Below are 19295 nucleotides of genomic sequence, written 5' to 3'. Positions count from 1 at the left end.
CCTCATAGGGTCTCGAACAGGGCGGCGGCGCCCATGCCACCACCAATGCACATGCTCACCACCACGTAGCGCACACCGCGGCGCTTACCTTCGATGAGCGCATGGCCGACCATGCGTGCGCCGGACATGCCGAAGGGATGGCCAATGGCGATGGCGCCGCCGTTGACGTTCAGGCGCTCGTCGGGAATGCCCAACGTGTCGCGGCAGTGGATCACCTGGCAGGCGAACGCCTCGTTCAGCTCCCACAGGCCGATGTGATCCATGGTCAGGCCGTGGCGCTTGAGCAGCTTGGGGATAGCGAAGACCGGGCCGATGCCCATCTCGTCGGAGTCACAGCCCGCCACCGCCAAACCACGATAGAGCCCCAGGGGCTCCAGGCCCCGGCGCTCGGCCTCGCGCGCGCTCATCAGCAACGAGGCACTGGCGCCATCGGATAGCTGCGAGGCATTGCCGGCGGTGATGAAGCGCCCGGCGCCGGACCATTGACCGCCCTGCCATACGGGTTCCAGGGCGCTCAGGCTTTCGCGGGTAGTGTCGGCGCGATTGCACTCATCGCGAGTCAGGGTCACTGATTCGTGGCGGCTCTCACCCGTGGCCTTGTCCGTTACCAGCTTGCGGACCGCCAACGGCGCCAACTCGACATCGAACAGCCCTGCGCTCTGCGCCAAGGCCGTGCGCATCTGGCTCTGGTAGCTGTACTCATCCTGCGCCTCGCGGGAAATGCCATAGCGCCCGGCGACGATCTCCGCCGTCTCGATCATCGGGATATACGCGCGCGGGTCCTGCGCCAGCACCGCTTCGGACTGGTTGCGGTAGCTGTTCTTGTGCTTGTTCTGCACCAGGGAGATGGACTCCAGGCCACCTGCGATGGCGATGTCGATCTCGTCGCAGATGATGCCCTTGGCCGCCAGGGCGATGCTCATCAGACCGGACGAACACTGGCGCTCTACCGCCATGCCGGCCACGCTGGAAGGCAGCCCGCCGGCCACCGCGCAGAGGCGACCGAGGTTGTATGCCTGGGTACCTTGCTGCGCGGCGGCGCCCATGATCACGTCATCCACCTCCCCTGGCTCGACGCCGGCGCGACGCAGCGCCTCACGCACTACATGGCCGCCCATCAGCGGCGCCTCGGTGTCGTTGAACGCTCCCCGGAAGGCCTTGCCGATGGGGGTTCGGGCGGTGGATACGATTACGGCTTCTTTCATTCTGTTGTCCTCTGGATTCGCGCGGGGCAAGGGGAGACTTTGTGGGGCCGAATTCTTTCGCTATGCAGACCGCAGGTCTGCCCTGCGTGGCCTGAAGGGGGCAGCTGCGCTGCCCTTTCGCGAATGAATTCGCTCCCACAGGAAAAGCGCACCTCAGATCACGCCGGGTAATACCGACTGATGGTGTCCACCACGCAGCCCGGACGATCCTCCCCCTCGATCTCCACACTGATGCGGATGGTGGCCTGGACTCCGCCCTTCACGGCTTCGGCGGCGATAAGTTGCGCACTGCCGCGCACACGGTTGCCGGCGCGGACCACATTGGGGAAACGGACCTTCTCGCAGCCGTAGTTCACCCCCATGGAGATGCCGCGCACCTCGACTATCTGCGGCAGGAACAGGTTGACCAGGGCCAGGGTCAGGTAGCCGTGGGCGATGCAGGCACCGAAGGGGCCGCTGGCGGCGCGAACCGGGTCGACGTGGATCCACTGGTGGTCGCCGGTGGCTTCGGCGAATTGGTCGATGCGCGACTGCTCGACACTCAACCACTCGCTGTGACCCAGTTGTTCGCCCACCCGCTCCAGCAATGCAGCCGGGGTTTCGAAGATCACCTTCATGCTCAGGCCCTCTGGCTGGAAACCGACAGCACTTCGCCGGTCATGTAGGAGCTGTAGTCGCTGGCCAGGAACATCATCACGTTGGCCACTTCCCAGACTTCTGCGGCGCGGCCGAAGGCCTCGCGGGAGGCGAGCTGGTCCAGCAACTCCTTGGGTGCGGATCGCTTCAGGAAGTCATGCAGGGCGATGCTCGGACTCACCGCGTTGATGCGGATGCCGTGTTCGGCCACCTCCACCGCTGCGCAGCGGGTCAGGGCCATGACACCGGCCTTGGCGGCGGCGTAGTGGCTTTGTTCCTTCTGCGCGCGCCAGCCGAGTACCGAGGCGTTGTTGACGATCACACCGGCCTGGCGCTCGATCATCTTCGGCAGCATGGCGCGGGTCATGCGCATGGTGCCGGTGAGGGTTACGTCGAGGACGCGGTTCCATTCCTCATCGCTCATCTCCACCAGCAGGCGCGATCCACCCAGGCCAGCATTGTTGATCAGCACATCGACTCCGCCCAGCTCGCGCTCGGCCGCCGTGACCAGGGCCTGCACCTGCTCCTCGATGGTGACGTTGCAGACCTTGCCATGGACCTGATCGAGTCCGGTGGCCTCGCGAATTTTCGCCACCGCCTCCTGCAGGCGTCCTTCATGGATGTCGCTGATCATCAGTGCGCGACAGCCTTCCTCGGCAGCGCGCAAGGCGGCAGAGAAGCCGATACCAGCACCAGCCGCGGCAGTGATCAGAACCGATTTGCCGCGCAGCAGGCCGTGGCCGGGAACGTAGGTTGGAATGGTCATGCAAGGTCCTCGGATCAGGCGCGCACGCGCGGTTCGCGGGGCATGCCCAGGGCGCGTTCGGCGATGATGTTGCGTTGGATTTCGTTGGTGCCGCCGTAGATGGAATCGGAGCGGCTGAAGAGGAACATCGACTGCAGACGGCCCAGTTCATAGGGCGCGCCCTCCAGCAATTCAGCGTCGGGGCCGAGGACGTCCATGGCCAGTTTGCCCAGCTCGACATGCCAATTGGCCCAGCACAGCTTGTAGATCATCGCCTCGCGACGCAGCGCGCCATCCTGTGCACCGGAGAGCATGCGCAGGGAGTTGTAGCGCAGGATGCGCAACCCACCCCAGGCTTCGGCGATGCGCTGACGCAGCAATGGGTCACGGGCGGCACCGTTGGCGCGGGCAATCTGGATGATCTCTTCCAGTTCGTTCTGGAACAGCATCTGCTGGCCGAGGGTGGAGACACCACGCTCGAAGCCCAGCAGGGCCATGGCGATCTTCCAGCCATCGCCCGGCACGCCGAGGATGTTATCGGCGTCGGTCAGCGCGTCATCGAAGAACACTTCGTTGAATTCGGAGGTACCGGTGAGCTGCTCGATGGGGCGCACCGTGATACCCGGCTGGTGCATGGGCACCAGCAGGAATGACAGCCCCTGGTGGCCAACGCTGCCCGCCTCGGTACGGGCGATGACGAAGCACCATTCGGATTCGTGGGCGAGCGAGGTCCAGACTTTCTGACCGCTGATGCGCCACTGGCCGTTCTCCAGCACCGCGCGGGTCTTCACATTGGCCAGATCCGAGCCTGCGGCCGGCTCGGAGTAGCCCTGGCACCAGAACTCGGTGCCCGCGACTATCCCCGGCAACAGGCGACGCTTTTGCTCCTCGGTGCCGAAGGCGGCGATGGTCGGCCCTGCCAGGCCTTCACCGATGTGTCCCATGCGGCCGGGGCCACCGGCGCGGGCGTACTCCTCGTGGAAGATCACCTGCTGATTGATAGAAAGGCCACGCCCGCCATGTTCCGGCGCCCAGCCCACGCAGGTCCAGCCACCTTCGGCCAGCTTGCGCTCCCAGGCTTTGCGCTCCTCGGGAAAGCTGTGCTCATCGCCCGGCCCACCGCGAAAGCGCAGCGGCTCGAAATCGCCCCGGAGATTGTCCGCCAGCCAGCCGGCCACCTCGCGGCGGAAGGCTTCGTCCGCCTCACTGAAACTGATCTTCATGCGTATTCCCCAAGGAGGGCCACGGCGATGCGCTCGCGGTGCCAGGACGGCGCGCCGAACAGGGCCTCGCTGGCCCGTGCGCGCTTGAAGTAGAGGTGCGGGTCGTACTCCCAGGTGAAGCCGACGCCACCATGCATCTGGATCGATTCCGCCGCGCAATGGAAAAACGCCTCAGAGCAACGCGACTTGGCCAGGGCAGCGGCCAGAGGCAGTTCGGCGGCGACTTCGGGATCGCCATTACCGGCCAGGACTTCCTCGGCCACACAAGCGGCGTACAAGGCGGCCGATCGCGCGCACTCCACCTCCAGCATCATGTCGGCGGCGCGGTGCTTGATGGCCTGGAAGCTGGCGATGGCGCGACCAAACTGTTGCCGTTCAGCTGTATAGGCCAGCGTCAGGTCGAGGGCCTGCTGGGCGCCGCCAGTCTGCTCGGCGGCCAGGGCCACGCAAGCCAGTTGCAGGATTTTCTCCAGCAACTCACCGCCCTGCCCCGGCGTGCCCAGCGCGGCATCGGCACCGACATACACGTGGTTGAGTTCGACTTCGGCCAGCTTGCGGGTCTGGTCCAATGTCGGAACCAGCTTGCGGCTGATGCCGGGCGTGTCCGCCGGAATGGCGAACAGGCCGATGCCCTCGCTACCCCGTGCCGCCACGACCAGCAGACCAGCACTGTGACCATCGATCACCTGGCGCAACTTGCCGTCGAGGACAAAGCCTTTACCCTCGTCGCGCACGCTGGCCTGTACCGAATCCAGCCCGTTACGGGTATTGCTGGCGTACGCCAGGGTGGCGGTCAGGCGGCCTTCGGCCAGTTGCGGAAGCCATTTCGCTTTCTGCTCCTCGCTCCCTCCCAGCAGCAGGGCCGGGGTGGCCAGGCAGGCGCTGGCGAAGAAGGGCGAGCAGAACAGACGACGCCCCATTTGCTCCAGCAGGATCGCCAGTTCCACGAAGCCCAAGCCAAGGCCACCATAGGCTTCGGGAATGTGGATGGCCGGCCAGACCATCTCGCTGCACACGCGCTGCCAGAGCACCGGGTCGTGGCCTAGATCGCTGGCCATCGCCGCACGCACGGCGGCGGAGTCAGATACATCCGCGAGAAAACTCTCGGCGGACTCGCGGATCATCTCCTGCTCATCGCTGAATGCGAATTCCATAACGCTGCCTTCTTGTGATTCCAGGGCTGGAAAGGAGTCTGGCGAGTTGCGGAAGGCGGGGAATCGTCCGGATGGACGAAGCAGGCAGGAGGGTTGAAGGAGGGTGTGGGAGCGAATTCATTCGCCAAGCAGAATCAGAGGCCGCTGCACGGCCAATCGCGAATGAATTCGCTCCCACAAAGAAAAGAAAGCAGCAGGGACGTGCGGGGCTCAGCTGCCGTACACCTTCTGCGCCGGCACCGTTTCGGCGAGCAGGCGTTCGACCACCCCGCCCACTTCCTCCGGCTGGTAGCGTGCGCCCTTGTCGAACTCGGGGCCACGGCGCCAGCCGTCGGCGATCGAGAGCCTGCCGCCTTCCACTTCGAACATGCGCCCGGTGATGGCCTGCGAGTCCTCGGAGCCCAGCCACACCACCAACGGGGCGACGTTCTCGGGGGCGAAGTGGTCGAAGCCTTCGTCCGGTCTCTTCATCACCTCGGCAAACACTTCCTCGGTCATGCCGGTGCGGGCGGCCGGGGCCAGGGCATTGGCGGTGATGCCGTAGCGCGCCAGTTCGGCCGCCTGCACCAGCGTCAGGGAAGCGATGCCACCTTTCGCAGCTGCGTAGTTGGACTGGCCGATGGAACCCTGCAGGCCGGCGCCGGAACTGGTGTTGATGATTCGGGCCTTGACCGCGACACCGCCCTTGGCCTGTTCGCGCCAGTGCTTCACGGCATGGCTGGCGAGACAGAAATGGCCCTTCAGGTGTACCGCCATCACGGCGTCCCAGTCGGCCTCGGTGAGGCTTGCGAACATGCGGTCGCGGCAGATACCGGCGTTGTTCACCAGCACGTGAAGGTCGCCAAAGGCTTCGATGGCCTGGCGCACGATTTCGCCGGCAGCGGCGTAGTTGGTGATATCGCCGTTGCTGGCGACAGCTTCGCCGCCCTTGGCGCGGATTTCGGCGACCACCGCTTCGGCGGCCGGCAGGTTGATATCATTGACCAGTACGTTGGCGCCTTCGGCGGCGAAGGCCAGTGCATAAGCACGGCCCAGCCCGCCGCCGGCGCCAGTGATGATGACGGAGCGGTTCTGGCAGATTGGCATTTGGGGTTCTCCGGTGAGTTCGAATGGTGGTGACGGCCCTCACCCCAAGCCTCTCCCAGAGGGAGAGGGGGCGGTCCGTGCAGTGGTCGAGTTCGGCACAGACTGCGTTGCTCCCCTCTCCTATTCAGGGAGAGGGGCCGGGGGAGAGGGGAGCGAGGTCAAAGGCGCTCGATGATGGTCACGTTCGCCTGCCCACCGCCTTCGCACATGGTCTGCATTCCGAAGCGGCCGCCGCTGCGTTCCAGCTCGTGCAGCAGCGTGCACATCAGCCGGGTGCCGGTGGCGCCCAGAGGGTGGCCGAGGGCGATAGCGCCACCGTTGACGTTGGTGCGTTCATGGGGGTAGCCGGTTTCCTTCAGCCAGGCCAGCGCGACCGAGGCAAAGGCTTCGTTGATTTCCACCCGATCGATGTCGTCCAGCTTCATGCCGGCACGCTTCAGCGCGTACTCGGTGGCCGGAATGGGCGCGGTGAGCATCCATACGGGGTCGTCGGCACGCACGCTGATGTGGTGGATGCGCGCACGGGGTGTGAGGTTGTAGCGCTTGAGCGCCGCCTCGGAGACCACCAGCAGCGCACTGGCGCCATCGCAGGTCTGGCTGGAAACCCCTGCAGTGACGCGGTCGCAGCCGAACAGGGTTTCAAGCTCGGCCATCTTGTCCAGGCTGGTCTGGCGCGGGGTTTCGTCGTGCTCGACGCCGGCCAGTGGCACGATCTCGCGGGCGAAACGGCCCTGCTCGATGGCGCGCAAGGCGCGGCGGTGAGATTCCAGGGCGTAGGCCTCCAGCGCCTGGCGGGACAGGCCCCAGCGTTCGGCGATCATCTGCGCAGAGCGGAACTGGGTCGGCGGCACCTTGCCATAGCGCTTCACCCAGCCTTCGGAGCCGGAAAATGGGTCAGTGAAGCCCAGCGGTTCGGCGGCGGTCATGGCCGAAGAAATCGGAATCTGCGTCATGGTCTGCACGCCACCGGCGATAACCACGTCCTGGGTGCCGCTCATCACGGCCTGGGCGGCGAAGTGCACCGCTTGCTGCGAAGAACCGCACTGGCGGTCGATGGTGGTGCCGGGCACGGCCTGGTCGAGGCCGGCGGCAAGCCAGCAGGTGCGGGCGATGTCCCCAGCCAGCGGGCCGATGGTGTCGACGCAACCGAAGATCACATCGTCGTAGTCGGCGTCGGGAATGGAGTTGCGGGCGACCAGTTCGCGCAATACGTGGGCGCCCAGGTCAGCGGCGTGGATCTGGCTCAGGCCACCCTTGCGCCGGCCGGTGGGCGTGCGCAGGGCGTCGACTATGTAGGCTTCGGGCATTAGGTGGTCTCTTTGTAAGGTTGAAGTCGGTAGCCCTCTCCCCAGCCCTCTCCCTGAAGGGAGAGGGGGCTGTCCGTGCACGGTATGGCAGGCGCGAGTCACCCCTCTCCTCTTCAGGGAGAGGGGCCGGGGGAGAGGGCGCTATCAATCAGAACGTATTCCCCGCCCCCGGCTGGACGGTGCCCGAGAACAGCGCCTGGCGAATCCGTGCCTTGTGCCAGCCACGATCACCCCAGACCTTGTCCAGGGCCCAGGCGCGTTTCATGAAAAGTTGCAGGTCCACTTCCCAGGTGTATCCCATGGCGCCGTGGGTCTGGATGGCGTTCTTGGCGGCCAGCAGTGCCGCTTCGGTACAGGCGATGCGGGCGTGGGAAACCTGTACGTCCCGCTCCGGCAGGTTCTGCGCGACGGCATGGGCGGCGCGGTAGAGCGGGCCCTTGGCGAACTCGATCTGCACCGCGACGTTGGCCATCAAGTGCTTCACCGCCTGGAAGGAACCCACCGGCTTGCCGAACTGCTTGCGCTCGAAGCTGTAGTCCACCGCCAAATCCACCATGCGCTTTGCCAGGCCCAGCAGTTGGGCGGCGGTTCCCAGCGCCCCACGGTTCTTCGCGGCGGCCCAAAGTGCCCTGCCCTGCTCGCCTTCGGCCACGCGGGTCCCCGCGGTCGGCTTCCAGTCGACGCGGAACAGCTGCCGGCTCGGGTCCACTGATTCGTTGCGGGTAAGCTGAACCTGCTCGGGCAACACGGCGTGCACTTCATCGCCGTGGGGTAGCAACAGCAGACCGGCCACATGGGCGTCGGCCACCAGAGGGTTGCCCGGCTCGCCGACGGCGAGGCGGGCCTTGCCTTCGGCGATTCGGGTCAGCCATTCGCCTTGCAGGTCGAGCTGGTTCGGCAGGGCGGCAAGCAGCGGCACGCCGATGAGCATGGTGTCCACCAGGGGCTCGGGCAGGCCGGCGTAGCCGCACTCCTGGGCGAGGAGGATGAAGTCCAGCTCATTCATGTCCAGGCCGCCGAAGCCGTCCGGCACGGTCAGGGCGGTTAGGCCGAGTTCTGTAAGTTGGCCCCAGAGTTCGTCGCTGCGGCCGCTCCCGGTCTGCCATAACTCGCGGATGCGCTCCGGGATCACTTCGTTGGTAAGGAAGGCGCGCACGTTGTCCTGGAACAGCAGTTGGTCATCGCTGAAGGTGAAGTCCATGGCGCGCTCCTCAGGCTCGCGGCATGCCGAGCATGCGCTCGGCGATGATGTTGCGTTGGATCTCGTTGGTGCCGGCGTAGATGGGCCCGGCCTGGGCGAACAGGAAGCCGTCCAGCCAGTGCCCGACATCACCCGCATCCGGTGCTTCCGGCAGCAACTCGCCGCGCAGGCCGAGGATCGACAGCGCCGTCTCGTGCATTCGCTGGTCCAGTTCGGACCAGAAGATCTTGTTGGTGGAGGATTCCGGACCGATCTTGCCGCCCTTCACCAGCCGCGACGCCGTCATGTAGGTGTTCAGGGTGTAGGCCTCGGCGTCCATCCAGGCCCGCATCACCGCTTCGCCGATGGCCGGGTCCAGGTCCGCCTGTTCCCGGTTGGCCAGGTAGAGTTGCACCAGGCGCCGCGCGGTTTCCTGGAAGCGGGCCGGCGAGCGCAGCATCAGGCCGCGTTCGAAGCCGGCAGTGGACATCGCCACGTGCCAGCCCATGCCCTCCCCGCCCAGCACGTTATCCACAGGCACTTCCACGTCGTCGAAGAAAATTTCGGCGAAGCCCGGCAGGCCGTTGAGCTGCGGGATCGGGCGCACGGTGATACCGGGGCTGTTCAGCGGCAGGAGGATGAAAGTCAGTCCGTGGTGGCGGCTGGATTGCGGGTCGCTGCGGAACAGGCCGAACAGCCAGTCGGCCCAGACGGCGCGGGTGGACCAGGTTTTCTGGCCGTTGATCACATAGACGTCGCCCTTGCGCTCGGCCCGGCAGCGGATGGCAGCCATGTCCGAGCCGGCGTTGGGTTCCGACCAGCCCTGGGCCCAGATTTCCTCGCCCGTGGCCATCTTCGGCAGGAAGCGCTCCTGCTGTGCGGCGGTGCCGAACTCCATCAGGGTTGGGCCGAGCAGGAAGATGCCGTTCTGGTTGACCCGTGCCGGTGCGCCCGCGCGGTAGTACTCCTCTTCGAAGATCAACCACTGGATCAGGTCGCAGCCGCGTCCACCGAGTTCCTTTGGCCAGGTCACCATGCCCCAGCGACCCTCGTTGAGTTTCGCTTCCCAGACGCGGTGCTGGCGGAAGCCTTCCTCGCAGTCGAAGGATTGCAGCGGTTCAGCCGGCACATTGGCCGCCAGCCAGGCGCGGACCTCCTCACGGAAGGCCTGCTGTTCAGGTGTGTAGGTCAGGTCCATGGGCTCATCCCTTGAAGGTGGCGGTGCGCTTGTCGACGAAGGCATCGCGGGCTTCCTGGGAATCCAGCGAGCGGTAGGCCTGCAGGGTGAAGCCCTGCTCCCAGCGGTATTTGTCTTCGAGGTTGCCGTCTTCGATGCCGGTCAGCGCCTCCTTGGCCAGGGCGATCATGGCCGGGCTCTTGGCGGCGATCTTGCGGGCGATCTCCAGGGCCGCCTCGCGCAACTCGGCGCGGGGTACAACACGTTCCACGGCACCCAGGCGATAGGCCTCGGCGGCGTCGATCATCTCGCCGGTGAAGTACATGTGGCGCACCTTCTGCACCGGGAAAAGGCGCTGTAGGTGGGCGCCGCCGCCCATGGCACCACGGTCCACCTCGGGTACGCCGAAACGCGCGCAGTCAGAGGCGACCAGGATGTCCGCCGCGCCACACAGGCCGATGCCGCCACCGAGGACGAAACCGTGCACAGCGATGATCACTGGCTTGGGATTGCGGTGGACGGCCTTGAAGCTGTCGTAGTTGCCCTTGTTCACCGCGACTATCAGGTTGCCGTCGGCTGCCAGTTCCTTGATGTCGACGCCAGCGCAGAACCCCCGGCCCTCGGCGCGAATGACGATGACCCGAACCTCGGGCGACTCGCCCAGGTGCTCGAGCTCGGCGGCGATGGCCGCCCAGCCTTTACTGTCGAAGGCGTTCACCGGCGGATGGTCGAAGACCATCTCGGCAATGCCGTTATCGATGCTCACGTGAAATGGACTGCTCATCCGGCTACCCCTTAGTTGTTCGATTTGTCGGTCACGCGGCGGCACAGCTCGGCGAGCCGTTGCTCGGCCTGCTGCACGATGGATTCGATGAGTTCGGCACAGCCCGGCAGGCTGTCGATGCTGGCGGCGATCTGCCCGGCGGGAAGTACGCCTGCCGCCGGCAGGCCCTCGACCATGGCCTTCTGGATCACCATCGGCGCGTTGGCGGCCATCAGCATTTGCGCGGCGCTGAGACCGTCGCTACCGCCGAGCTTCAACGCGCTGCCCAGCAGCTGGGCGATACTCGCGCCGCTGTGACGGCGGTAGGCCAGTGCACTGCGCAGGGCCAGCAACAGGCGTTTCAGGCCGCCGGAGCGTTCCAGGCTGTCGAGCAATTCGTTGCGGATCATCCGTTGCGGCATGCCATCGATGGCGCGACTGATGATGATGGCGGCTGGGTCGCGGACTTTCAGGTAGCGATCCAGGGTGGCCGGGGGCACAGGACTTTCGGCACTCATCAAAAAGCGCGTGCCCATGGCGATGCCTTCGGCACCGAGCGCCAGGGCCGAGACCAGGCCGCGCCCGTCCTTGAAGCCGCCGGCGGCGACCACCGGAACATCGACGGCGTCCACCACCTGGCCGAGCAGAATCGAGGTGGGCACCGAGCCGGTGTGGCCACCACCCTCCTCGCCCTGCACGGTGACGGCGTCGGCGCCCATCTCCACCGCCTTCACTGCATGCTTGAGCGCACCCACCGTGGGTATGCAAACCACACCGGCATCCTTCAGGCGGGTGATCATCGCCTTGCCGGGCGAACGGCTGTAGCTCACCGCACGCACACCGTGCCTGAGCACCAGCTCGACGATCTCGCCGGCATTGGCCTGGTACATGTGGAAGTTGACGCCGAATGGCTGATCGGTGAGCGCCTTGGTTTCGAGGATGGCGGCTTCCATGCGCTGCGGTTCGATGGTGGCGCCGGCCAGGAAGCCAAAGCCGCCGGCGTTGCCGGTGGCCGCTACCAGTTTCGGATCGGCCACCCAGCCCATGGCGGTCTGGATGATCGGATAGCGACAACCCAGCAGTCGGGTCAGGCGAGTATCGAGTGAAATCGCCATCACGCCTCCGATGAGTTGCGCTGGGACTGCGCCATGCCGCGGGCGTCGTAGCCGCCGAGCTTGTCGCCGCTGACCAGTTCGTTGTGCACATGGGCGAAGTGATGGAGGCCGAACACCATGTCCATGGTGGCGCGCTTGCCCATCAGGTCCTCGGCGTTGTTCACCGCCTGCTTGGTCAGTTGCAGGCCCAGGCGCGGCATCTGCGCGATGCGCCGGGCTACGTCCAGGGTCACGTCTTCCAGCACGTCGCGTGGCACCACCTTGTTGACCATGCCCATCTGGTAGGCACGATCGGCGCCCATGCGCTCGCCGAGGAAGAGGAACTCCTTGGCGATGCGCGGATTCAGTTCGTGCACGTGGGCGAAGTACTCGACCCCCGGAATCCCCATGCGCACCACCGGATCGGCGAAATAGGCGTCCTCCGAGGCGATGATCAGGTCGCAGACCCAGGCCAGCATCAGTCCGCCGGCGATGCAGGCGCCCTGCACCATGGCGATGGTCGGCTTGGGCATGTCGCGCCAACGCCGGCACATGCCGAGATAGACCTCCTGCTCGCGGGCGTAGAGGAACTCTCCGCCTGGCTTGTTCACGTGGTCGTACCAGAGGCTGGTGCGTTCGAAGCTCTGGTTCACGTCGCGACCAGGCGTACCGATGTCGTGCCCGGCGGAGAAGTGCTTGCCGGCACCGCGCAGGACGATGACCTTGACCGCGTCGTCATCGCAGGCGCGACGGAAGGCGGCGTCCAGGGCGTAAGTCATGCGCGAGTTCTGCGCGTTGTGATACTCGGGGCGGTGCATGGTGACCAGGGCCAGCGGGCCCTGAACCTCGTACTGCACCACGTCTGCTTCTGCGGCCTGTTCGTGGCTCATGTGGGCGGCTCCGCCTCAGTGGGTCATGGCCCGGGCGCGCACGCCCGGCGGATTGTCCTTGAGCTGGCTGGCGCGCAGGTTGTGCGGGTCCAGCTGCTGGATGAGGATCAGTTGCTCGAGGGTCGGTGCGGCAGTGGTGGGAATCGCGTTCGGCACATGCAGCGGGAAGCTGGTGGCGGCCTGTACCTCTTCCACGCTGACACCGGGGTGCAGGGAGCGAATGCGCATCTGCCGACCGGGACCCTGGAAGTCGAGCACGCAGAGGTCGGTGACGATCATGCGGATATCGATCTCGTCCAGCGACCAGCCACGGGCGAGGCGCTCGGGGTTGTAGCCAACGGAGGCCACCACATCCACTTCGCCATCGACGAACACACGTTTGTTGTGGCTGGGCACCATGAACGAGTTCGCGTGGCTGATGGAATTGCCGGGGAAGCCACGTACGCCGAGCATCTGCGATTTGGGCTTGGCGTGTTCGCCGATGCAGGAAATGTTGGCCTGGCCGAAGCGGTCGATCTGCACCGGTCCCACCAGGGCATGGCGCTTGCCACTCCAGACATTGTCGAAGATGCGCGAAAAGCCCATCCAGCTGTCGAGTTTCGGCTGGTAGCCGCCGCGCGGCCCGACCGGCACCGGCTCGGCGACCATGAAGGCTTCGGAGTCGGTCATCATCAGTTCGGCATTGCAGTTGAGCATCGCCAGCGACGCGGCCAGGCGCTGCAGCACGCCGATTCCAGTGGCGAGCACTTCACCGTCACCGGCGAACGCTTCGGAGGCGGCGCAGATCATCAGTTCAGCGAGGCTGTAGGGTTGTTTGGTGGCAGTCATCTCAGCGTCCTCAGAAAACCGGGAGCGGCAGTTGGCGGATGGCGTCCAGGCCACCTACACGCGCGAGGTACTCCGCTTCCCCGCAGTTCACGTAACGCTCCATGTAGGCCTGCCAGCCTTCTGGCTCGGCGGCCGAGGCGTTGTAGGCCCTGAAGTGAGCGGTGTCGAAGCCGTAGAGCGGCGCACAGGACGACGGGTGGGCGCCGCCTGGCAGATGAACGACGGCACTGGTGCGGTTGCGTTCCCAGAACACCTGGCGGGCGCGGGCCGGGTCCTCATGGAACCAGGCGCTGTCGACCAGCTCGTCACAACTGACAAAAGCCTTCTGTGCGGCACGCACGAAGAGGTCGTCCATATAGTGGTCGGGACCAGCGATCTGGCAGACGCCGCGGACATCGGCGCGGTCGACGTGAACCAGCGCCGCATCGAGCTTCAGCGCGGGCATGGCAACCCAGTCGCGACTGTCGTCGTAGGGGGAACTGACCAGCTTCAGTTCCGGGTTGATGCTCAGCACGTCGGTGCCCAGGCCCACGGCAGTGGGAATGAACGGCACGTTCATGGCGGCGGCCCTGAGGCCGAGCAGTAGCATGCCTTCGTCGATCTCCATCACTTCCACGGCGCCTTCCTGGCGGGCCTTGCGGAAGTAGGGTTCGAGCGGGATGAAGTCCAGCGAGACGAAGGCGTAGACCAGCTTCTTCACCTTGCCGGCGGCACAGAGCATGCCGACGTCGGCGCCGCCATAGGCGACCACCGTGAGGTCCTTGAGGCCGGAGCGCAGAATCTCGCGGACCAGGGCCATGGGCTTGCGCCTCGGGCCCCAACCGCCGATGCCAATGGTCATGCCGTCGCGTAGCTGTCCGACCACGTCGGCAGCGGTCATGCGTTTGTCCATGGGGCGGCTCCTTATTGACGGCCGACGCTGAAGTCATGGCCCCAGTGGCTGACCACGGTGCTCTCGAAGGGGGTATGGCGCTCCCAGTCCATGACCTTGCCGCCACAGCCGTACTCCAGGTCGAAGCCGCCCGGGGTCTGCATGTAGAAGCTGGTCATGTCGTCGTTGGTATGGCGACCGAGGGTGGCGGAGAGCTTCACACCGCTGGCGTGCATGCGGTCCAGCGCGCGGCCGACGTCATCCAGTTCGTGCACTTCCACCATCAGGTGCACGCAGCCCGACGGGATCGGACACTCGAACAGCGCCAGGGAGTGGTGGCGGCCGTTGTTGCAATGGAGGAAGTGGATGCGCTTTTCCGGTTCGGCCGGATCGGGGGTGAAGCGCACCTTCATCAGGTCGGAAAGGCCGAAGCCCATGACGCGCTCGTAGAAATCCAGGCAGCGGTCGAAGGCCGGTGCCGGCAGTACGGCATGGCCCATGCCGAGGTCGCTGGTGACGAAGCCGGAAACACCGACCGGGGACATGAAGGGAGCGAAGTCCTGCAGCGGACCCCAGAACAGCTCGTGACGGTTGCCGTCCGGATCAGCGAATCGCGCCAGTTCCTGCACCTTGCGGCTGACGGCATCGGCCGCGCTACCGCGCTGGACTTCCACATCGGCCTGTTGCAGCTCGGCAATGGCCTGCTCGAAGGCAGCCTTGCCGGCGACCTCCCAACCGCAGGCGCCATATCCGTCATGGTCGGCGCGCTCAACCAGGATGCGGTAGGGACGTTCGTCCATTTTCAGGTAGAGCCGCTCGCCCGCTACGGCATCCACCATCATGCCGAGCACCCCGGTGGCGTAATCGCCCCAGCGCTTCAGGTCTGTCGAGGCTACGGTGACGTAACCCAGGCCACGGATATCCATGCGGTCCTCCTCATTGTCGTTATCGCCGCGTACTCGGGGCACGGGGCACTATGGGGAGGGATTAAATCCGCAGGTCAGGAGGTGGACATCGTCCAATGGGACTAGCGCGAAAGGCGCGTGGGACGGGGCTCTGGCGTTTGCGTCAAGGCTCATCGATTGGAACGCGAGCGCGTATTTCATGGCGGCATTGAATTGCAGCCGGCGATGCCGATCAAAAGTCGGACCAACATCCTCTTTCATTGAACTTGTTTTGTTTCTGAAGTGTTTCAATGAAACCCGACAGAAACAATTCAATTACAGCCGATTACATACATACAAACAGTCCGTTACATGCACTTAAAAAGAGCATTAACCACGGAATACTCCATGCCAATCAGCACCTTATAAAACTACCAATCATCTTTAAATTTGCCATTTGTCAGGCACCACAAAATAGTACTGGCGACGTTTTAGTTCTTCCTTAACATCCGGCATCGGGGGTTGTTCAAGTGTTTAAACGAGGAAGAAACATGAAATCCGCAATTTGCACCACTGCCTTCTCCAGCCTGTTGTTCTCTCTTGTCGCGCTGACTTCTTTCCAGGCCACAGCTGAAGGAGGCAGTGATCGCCTCATCCAGTACCGGGAATATCAAGTGCGCCAGCAGACGACCGAAGACGAAAGCGAGCGTTTCGCCCAGTTGGTCGAGGAAAAACCAACTGCGGCCGGTTCAGGCGCAGCCAGAGAAGCGGCTGAACCGGCCATGAAATCCTCAAATCGCTATCAATCTCGCATCCACCATCAACGCGTGGTGTACGAGTAATCGGCCTGCAACACCCTCCCTTCCTGGTGCGTCCCGTCCCGCGCCAGGAAGGGAACAGGGCGCTTGAACTCTCTTCCGAAGCCAATACTCAACTCTTCTCCATCGCTCGAAAAATCTGGTGGGAATTTCCCGCTGCCGGGATGGCTGTCGGCGCAGTAATTTAGCCGGCGGATCACCTTCGAGAGACGGCAATGGACTCACTCACCCAGGCGGTGCTCGGCGCTACCATCCAGGGCGCGCTGCTCGGACGCTGGCAGGGGCGCAAGGCGCTGCTCTATGGCGCCATGCTCGGCACCTTGCCGGACCTGGACGTGGTGATCCGCTACACGGACGCGGTGGCGGCGATGACCTACCACCGTGGCTTCAGCCACTCCATCTTCGTGCTCAGTGCCCTGGCGGCACTACTGACCTTGCTGGTACGACGATGGCGCCCCAATCCGGGGTATTCCACCCAACGCCTGTTCCTCACCCTCTGGCTGGTGCTGGTGACCCATCCCTTGCTGGACGCCTTCACCAGCTATGGCACCCAACTGCTCTGGCCGATGCAGACCCCACCCATCGCCTGGTCGAGCATCTTCATCATCGATCCGCTGTACACCCTGCCCCTTTTCGCAGCGGTGATCGGTGGACTGCTATTCGGACTGCGCGGGCGCACCCCTCGCCTGCCCGTGGCGGCGCTGGCACTGTCGAGCCTCTACCTGCTTTCAAGCCTGGGCGGCAAGTTCATGGCCGAACAGCGGGTTCATGAGGTGCTGGAACGGGAAGGCATCCGTCCGCAGGCCATCTTCAGCGCCCCGACGCCCTTCAACACACTGCTCTGGCGCGTCACCGTGCTGGACGGCGAGGACTATCACGAAGCGCTGGTCAGCTGGTTCGACCATGAGCCGCCCAGGCTCGAGCGCATCCCCCGCGGCACCGACCTGGCCCGGCGCCTTCGGGATTCGCCACAACACGTACGCCTGGCCTGGTTTACCCACGGCATCCTGCGCTACGACCAGATCGACCAGATGCTGGTGGTCACCGACCTCCGCCTGGGCATGACCGGTTTCCATCCTTTCCGCTTCATCCTCGCGGAGCAACGCGACGGCCGCTGGCAACCGGTGGCGCAAGCGCGGCGCTGGCCGACGAGCCGGGGCGACCTGGCGCGCCTGAAGCTGCTATGGCAGCGGATCTGGCATGAGGATCAGGTGATTCCCTTATCCAGTTGGGCGGGAATGCTGCAGCGCTAGGGAATTTACTGAGTCGCGCCTCTCTCATGACGCTCGCACAGCGGCCGATAAACTCTCCAGCGCCACTTGTTGCTGGACTACCCTTGCCAGCATCGGGCCAATCCAGCGGGTACAGGACATGAAAATAAGACAGAAAATGGTCGCCTCCGGGGCAATCAGCGTCGTGGCCGCCGCCCTCCTGGGTGGCATCGGCTACTGGGGACAAACCGAGCTGGCCGACGCTCTGGCCGAGAACCAGCTCAGCGTCAGCGCACTGCGCAATCATCTGGAGGGCGACATGATGCATGACGCCCTGCGCGCGGACGTTCTGGCCGCCCTGGTGGTGCAGCCGGGTGACCAGGCCGGCGCCGATCAGGTGCGCAATGACCTGCGCGAGCACAGTGAATGGTTCCGCCGCACGCTCGGCGACAATGCCAAGCTGCCGCTCACGGCGGACATCCGCACCGCAATCGCCGAATCCCAGCCTGCCCTGGAAAGCTACATCGGCGAAGCCGAGCGGATCGTCAATCTCGCCCTGCGCGATCCGCAGGCGGCCCGTGCCGAACTGCCCTCCTTCGAGCGCAGTTTCGGCGAGCTGGAAGAGAAGAACGAAGCCCTCAGCAGCAAGATCGAATCCCACGCGGCCCAGACCCGCGCCGACGGCGAAGCTGCCGTCAGCAGTGCTGCCGCCTGGCTCGTCGGCGGCATCCTGCTGGTGATCGGCCTGCTCTGCGTGGTCACCAGTCAATTGATGCGCGCCGTGCTACGGCCGCTGGAGAAGACCGTCGGCGTGGCGCGAGCCATCGCCCAGGGCAACCTGCTCACCCAGGTCAGCATCGACAGCGACGACGAGGCCGGCCAGTTGCAGCGGGCGCTGGCCGAGATGCAAGTCAACCTGCGCCAGATGATCACCACCATCCGTAGCGAAAGCGAAGAGCTGCGCGGCACCGCGCACCGTCTCAGCAAAACCTCGCAAAGCATCGTGGATGGCGCCAGCGAGCAATCCGACAGTGCCACCAGCATGGCCGCGGCCATGGAACAGATGATCACCAACATCGGCCAGATCGCCGAACACGCGCGCAATGCGCAGAATATTTCCGCCCAGTCGGAAGACCTCGCCGGCAGTGGCGGCAAGGTGATCCTCGGGGTGGTTGAAGGCATGAACCGCATTGCCGACGCGGTCAACCAGTCCTCCAGCACCATCACCGCGCTGGGCCAGTCGTCGGAGGAGATCCACTCCATCATCCAGGTGATCAAAGGCATCGCCGAACAGACCAACCTGCTGGCGCTGAACGCCGCCATCGAGGCCGCCCGCGCCGGGGAAGCCGGGCGGGGTTTCGCCGTGGTGGCGGACGAGGTACGCAACCTGGCGGCGCGCACCGCGCAGTCGACCCAGGAAATCACCGGGATGATCCAGCGCATCCGCGAGTCCACCCAGAACGCGGTGGACAGCATGCAGACAGGCGTGGAGCGGGTGCAGGATGGCGTCGGCCTGGCGCGCCAGGCGGGCGAGTCGATCAGCGAGATTCGCAGCGGCGCTCACCGTGCCGCAGAAGTGGTGGAGGAGATTTCCCACACCATCGGCGAGCAGTCCAAGGCCAGTAACGAAGTAGCCCAGCGCGTCGAACTGATCGCCCAGATGTCGCGCAACAACAGTCAGGCAATGCTGGACCTCGCCCAGGCCGCCGACCGCCTGGATGCCGTGGCCAGTTCGATGCAATCGTCGGTGGCGCGGTTTCAGATCTGAGGTCGACGCCCCATCTTCTGCCCCTCCGCGCTGAACTGGAACCACCCTCACCCCCGCCCTCTCCCGGAGGGCGAGGGGTGACTCGCGCCACATTTCTGAAGCAGACAGCGGCCTGAAACTGAGCACTCGAGGTGAGGCAGCGACTCCGCCCCTTCAGGTGGCCGAGCGGAATCGTTGTGCAGGGGGACGAGCGGCATGAATGCCGCGAGAGGCGTGCGGGGCCATGGATGGCCTCTCTCTCCGTGCCCCCGGCGCAACGATGGAAGGGAGGGCACCTGACGAAGTCGGGCCGGATGGTGGGGCAAGCGTTTGGGGTTACTTTTGCCGCGATTGGCAAAAGTGACTCGCCCGGAAAGGCGAAACAGAAAGCCGAAGCCCGCTCGGCAATGAACTGGAAACCAATCTCCAAGCCGACTCACACCGTGAACAACCAAAAGAAAACCCCGGCACTTGGC

At 64.9% G+C, this 19295-nt stretch carries 18 protein-coding genes; 3 read left to right on the top strand and 15 right to left on the bottom strand.

The genetic code is table 11. The annotated features are described in order from the left end of the window. Positions 1–2 precede the first annotated feature (2 nt). The 15 genes from SA496_RS04375 to SA496_RS04305 form a co-directional block, all read right to left on the bottom strand. Positions 3–1205 (bottom strand): acetyl-CoA C-acyltransferase, encoded by a 1203-nt coding sequence (locus tag SA496_RS04375; protein WP_153921267.1) that lies wholly within the window; start codon positions 1203–1205, stop codon positions 3–5. A 158-nt stretch (positions 1206–1363) separates the two neighbouring features. After that, positions 1364–1822: a MaoC family dehydratase gene (locus SA496_RS04370; protein WP_153921269.1), complete on the bottom strand. Its 459-nt coding sequence runs from the start codon at positions 1820–1822 to the stop codon at positions 1364–1366. A 2-nt stretch (positions 1823–1824) separates the two neighbouring features. After that, positions 1825–2607 carry an SDR family oxidoreductase gene (locus SA496_RS04365; protein ID WP_153921271.1) on the bottom strand — a complete coding sequence of 261 codons (783 nt, stop codon included), beginning with the start codon at positions 2605–2607 and terminating at the stop codon, positions 1825–1827. 14 nt (positions 2608–2621) lie between these two features. After that, positions 2622–3809: an acyl-CoA dehydrogenase family protein gene (locus SA496_RS04360; protein WP_120652584.1), complete on the bottom strand. Its 1188-nt coding sequence runs from the start codon at positions 3807–3809 to the stop codon at positions 2622–2624. Beyond that, on the bottom strand, positions 3806–4963 hold the full coding sequence (locus tag SA496_RS04355) for an acyl-CoA dehydrogenase family protein (RefSeq protein WP_153921274.1): 1158 nt from the start codon (positions 4961–4963) through the stop codon (positions 3806–3808). The genes SA496_RS04360 and SA496_RS04355 overlap by 4 nt, the downstream gene beginning before the upstream one ends. A gap of 210 nt (positions 4964–5173) precedes the next feature. Beyond that, complete coding sequence (locus SA496_RS04350; protein ID WP_120652586.1) at positions 5174–6049, bottom strand: SDR family oxidoreductase; 876 nt, start codon at positions 6047–6049, stop codon at positions 5174–5176. A gap of 158 nt (positions 6050–6207) precedes the next feature. After that, positions 6208–7356: an acetyl-CoA C-acetyltransferase gene (locus SA496_RS04345; RefSeq protein WP_153921276.1), complete on the bottom strand. Its 1149-nt coding sequence runs from the start codon at positions 7354–7356 to the stop codon at positions 6208–6210. 148 nt (positions 7357–7504) lie between these two features. After that, positions 7505–8557 carry an acyl-CoA dehydrogenase family protein gene (locus SA496_RS04340; RefSeq protein ID WP_120652588.1) on the bottom strand — a complete coding sequence of 351 codons (1053 nt, stop codon included), beginning with the start codon at positions 8555–8557 and terminating at the stop codon, positions 7505–7507. 10 nt (positions 8558–8567) lie between these two features. Continuing rightward, the gene (locus SA496_RS04335; protein ID WP_120652589.1) at positions 8568–9734 is read right to left on the bottom strand and encodes an acyl-CoA dehydrogenase family protein; all 1167 of its coding nucleotides are present in this window, start codon (positions 9732–9734) and stop codon (positions 8568–8570) included. A gap of 4 nt (positions 9735–9738) precedes the next feature. After that, the gene (locus tag SA496_RS04330; protein WP_153921278.1) at positions 9739–10497 is read right to left on the bottom strand and encodes an enoyl-CoA hydratase family protein; all 759 of its coding nucleotides are present in this window, start codon (positions 10495–10497) and stop codon (positions 9739–9741) included. A gap of 11 nt (positions 10498–10508) precedes the next feature. Continuing rightward, complete coding sequence (locus SA496_RS04325; protein WP_153921280.1) at positions 10509–11591, bottom strand: NAD(P)H-dependent flavin oxidoreductase; 1083 nt, start codon at positions 11589–11591, stop codon at positions 10509–10511. Then, positions 11591–12460, bottom strand: coding sequence for an enoyl-CoA hydratase (locus SA496_RS04320; RefSeq protein WP_120652592.1), 870 nt, complete (start codon positions 12458–12460; stop codon positions 11591–11593). Before SA496_RS04320 ends, SA496_RS04325 begins: the two co-directional genes overlap by 1 nt. A 15-nt stretch (positions 12461–12475) precedes the next feature. After that, positions 12476–13288 carry a CoA-transferase subunit beta gene (locus SA496_RS04315; protein ID WP_153921282.1) on the bottom strand — a complete coding sequence of 271 codons (813 nt, stop codon included), beginning with the start codon at positions 13286–13288 and terminating at the stop codon, positions 12476–12478. A gap of 10 nt (positions 13289–13298) precedes the next feature. Further along, complete coding sequence (locus tag SA496_RS04310; RefSeq protein ID WP_153921284.1) at positions 13299–14180, bottom strand: CoA transferase subunit A; 882 nt, start codon at positions 14178–14180, stop codon at positions 13299–13301. Positions 14181–14191: 11 nt separating this feature from the next. Continuing rightward, positions 14192–15085: a VOC family protein gene (locus SA496_RS04305; protein ID WP_120652595.1), complete on the bottom strand. Its 894-nt coding sequence runs from the start codon at positions 15083–15085 to the stop codon at positions 14192–14194. Positions 15086–15594: 509 nt separating this feature from the next. Here SA496_RS04305 and SA496_RS04300 point away from each other — a divergent pair. The 3 genes from SA496_RS04300 (at position 15595) to SA496_RS04290 (ending at position 18840) form a co-directional block, all read left to right on the top strand. Continuing rightward, positions 15595–15885 (top strand): hypothetical protein, encoded by a 291-nt coding sequence (locus tag SA496_RS04300; RefSeq protein WP_153921286.1) that lies wholly within the window; start codon positions 15595–15597, stop codon positions 15883–15885. A gap of 191 nt (positions 15886–16076) precedes the next feature. Then, positions 16077–17114 carry a metal-dependent hydrolase gene (locus SA496_RS04295; protein ID WP_330115077.1) on the top strand — a complete coding sequence of 346 codons (1038 nt, stop codon included), beginning with the start codon at positions 16077–16079 and terminating at the stop codon, positions 17112–17114. Positions 17115–17232: 118 nt separating this feature from the next. Continuing rightward, on the top strand, positions 17233–18840 hold the full coding sequence (locus SA496_RS04290) for a methyl-accepting chemotaxis protein (RefSeq protein WP_120652598.1): 1608 nt from the start codon (positions 17233–17235) through the stop codon (positions 18838–18840). The last annotated feature ends 455 nt before the right edge of the window (positions 18841–19295 follow it).

Origin of the sequence: Pseudomonas sp. JS3066 (genome assembly GCF_036328175.1) — a bacterium.
In the GTDB taxonomy this organism is placed as follows: domain Bacteria; phylum Pseudomonadota; class Gammaproteobacteria; order Pseudomonadales; family Pseudomonadaceae; genus Metapseudomonas.
The sequence above is the reverse complement of the archived record's forward strand: the minus strand, read 5'-3'. Positions and strand labels throughout refer to the sequence as shown.

What these genes read in the sequence shown, in the direction of transcription:
- SA496_RS04330 (WP_153921278.1), bottom strand. Translation starts at nt 10,497, where the DNA reads ATGAGCAGTCCATTTCACGTGAGCATCGATAACGGCATTGCCGAGATG.
- SA496_RS04320 (WP_120652592.1), bottom strand. Translation starts at nt 12,460, where the DNA reads ATGAGCCACGAACAGGCCGCAGAAGCAGACGTGGTGCAGTACGAGGTT.
- SA496_RS04315 (WP_153921282.1), bottom strand. Translation starts at nt 13,288, where the DNA reads ATGACTGCCACCAAACAACCCTACAGCCTCGCTGAACTGATGATCTGC.
- SA496_RS04340 (WP_120652588.1), bottom strand. Translation starts at nt 8,557, where the DNA reads ATGGACTTCACCTTCAGCGATGACCAACTGCTGTTCCAGGACAACGTG.
- SA496_RS04345 (WP_153921276.1), bottom strand. Translation starts at nt 7,356, where the DNA reads ATGCCCGAAGCCTACATAGTCGACGCCCTGCGCACGCCCACCGGCCGG.
- SA496_RS04305 (WP_120652595.1), bottom strand. Translation starts at nt 15,085, where the DNA reads ATGGATATCCGTGGCCTGGGTTACGTCACCGTAGCCTCGACAGACCTG.
- SA496_RS04325 (WP_153921280.1), bottom strand. Translation starts at nt 11,591, where the DNA reads ATGGCGATTTCACTCGATACTCGCCTGACCCGACTGCTGGGTTGTCGC.
- SA496_RS04370 (WP_153921269.1), bottom strand. Translation starts at nt 1,822, where the DNA reads ATGAAGGTGATCTTCGAAACCCCGGCTGCATTGCTGGAGCGGGTGGGC.
- SA496_RS04350 (WP_120652586.1), bottom strand. Translation starts at nt 6,049, where the DNA reads ATGCCAATCTGCCAGAACCGCTCCGTCATCATCACTGGCGCCGGCGGC.
- SA496_RS04295 (WP_330115077.1), top strand. Translation starts at nt 16,077, where the DNA reads ATGGACTCACTCACCCAGGCGGTGCTCGGCGCTACCATCCAGGGCGCG.
- SA496_RS04375 (WP_153921267.1), bottom strand. Translation starts at nt 1,205, where the DNA reads ATGAAAGAAGCCGTAATCGTATCCACCGCCCGAACCCCCATCGGCAAG.
- SA496_RS04300 (WP_153921286.1), top strand. Translation starts at nt 15,595, where the DNA reads ATGAAATCCGCAATTTGCACCACTGCCTTCTCCAGCCTGTTGTTCTCT.
- SA496_RS04365 (WP_153921271.1), bottom strand. Translation starts at nt 2,607, where the DNA reads ATGACCATTCCAACCTACGTTCCCGGCCACGGCCTGCTGCGCGGCAAA.
- SA496_RS04310 (WP_153921284.1), bottom strand. Translation starts at nt 14,180, where the DNA reads ATGGACAAACGCATGACCGCTGCCGACGTGGTCGGACAGCTACGCGAC.
- SA496_RS04360 (WP_120652584.1), bottom strand. Translation starts at nt 3,809, where the DNA reads ATGAAGATCAGTTTCAGTGAGGCGGACGAAGCCTTCCGCCGCGAGGTG.
- SA496_RS04335 (WP_120652589.1), bottom strand. Translation starts at nt 9,734, where the DNA reads ATGGACCTGACCTACACACCTGAACAGCAGGCCTTCCGTGAGGAGGTC.
- SA496_RS04290 (WP_120652598.1), top strand. Translation starts at nt 17,233, where the DNA reads ATGAAAATAAGACAGAAAATGGTCGCCTCCGGGGCAATCAGCGTCGTG.
- SA496_RS04355 (WP_153921274.1), bottom strand. Translation starts at nt 4,963, where the DNA reads ATGGAATTCGCATTCAGCGATGAGCAGGAGATGATCCGCGAGTCCGCC.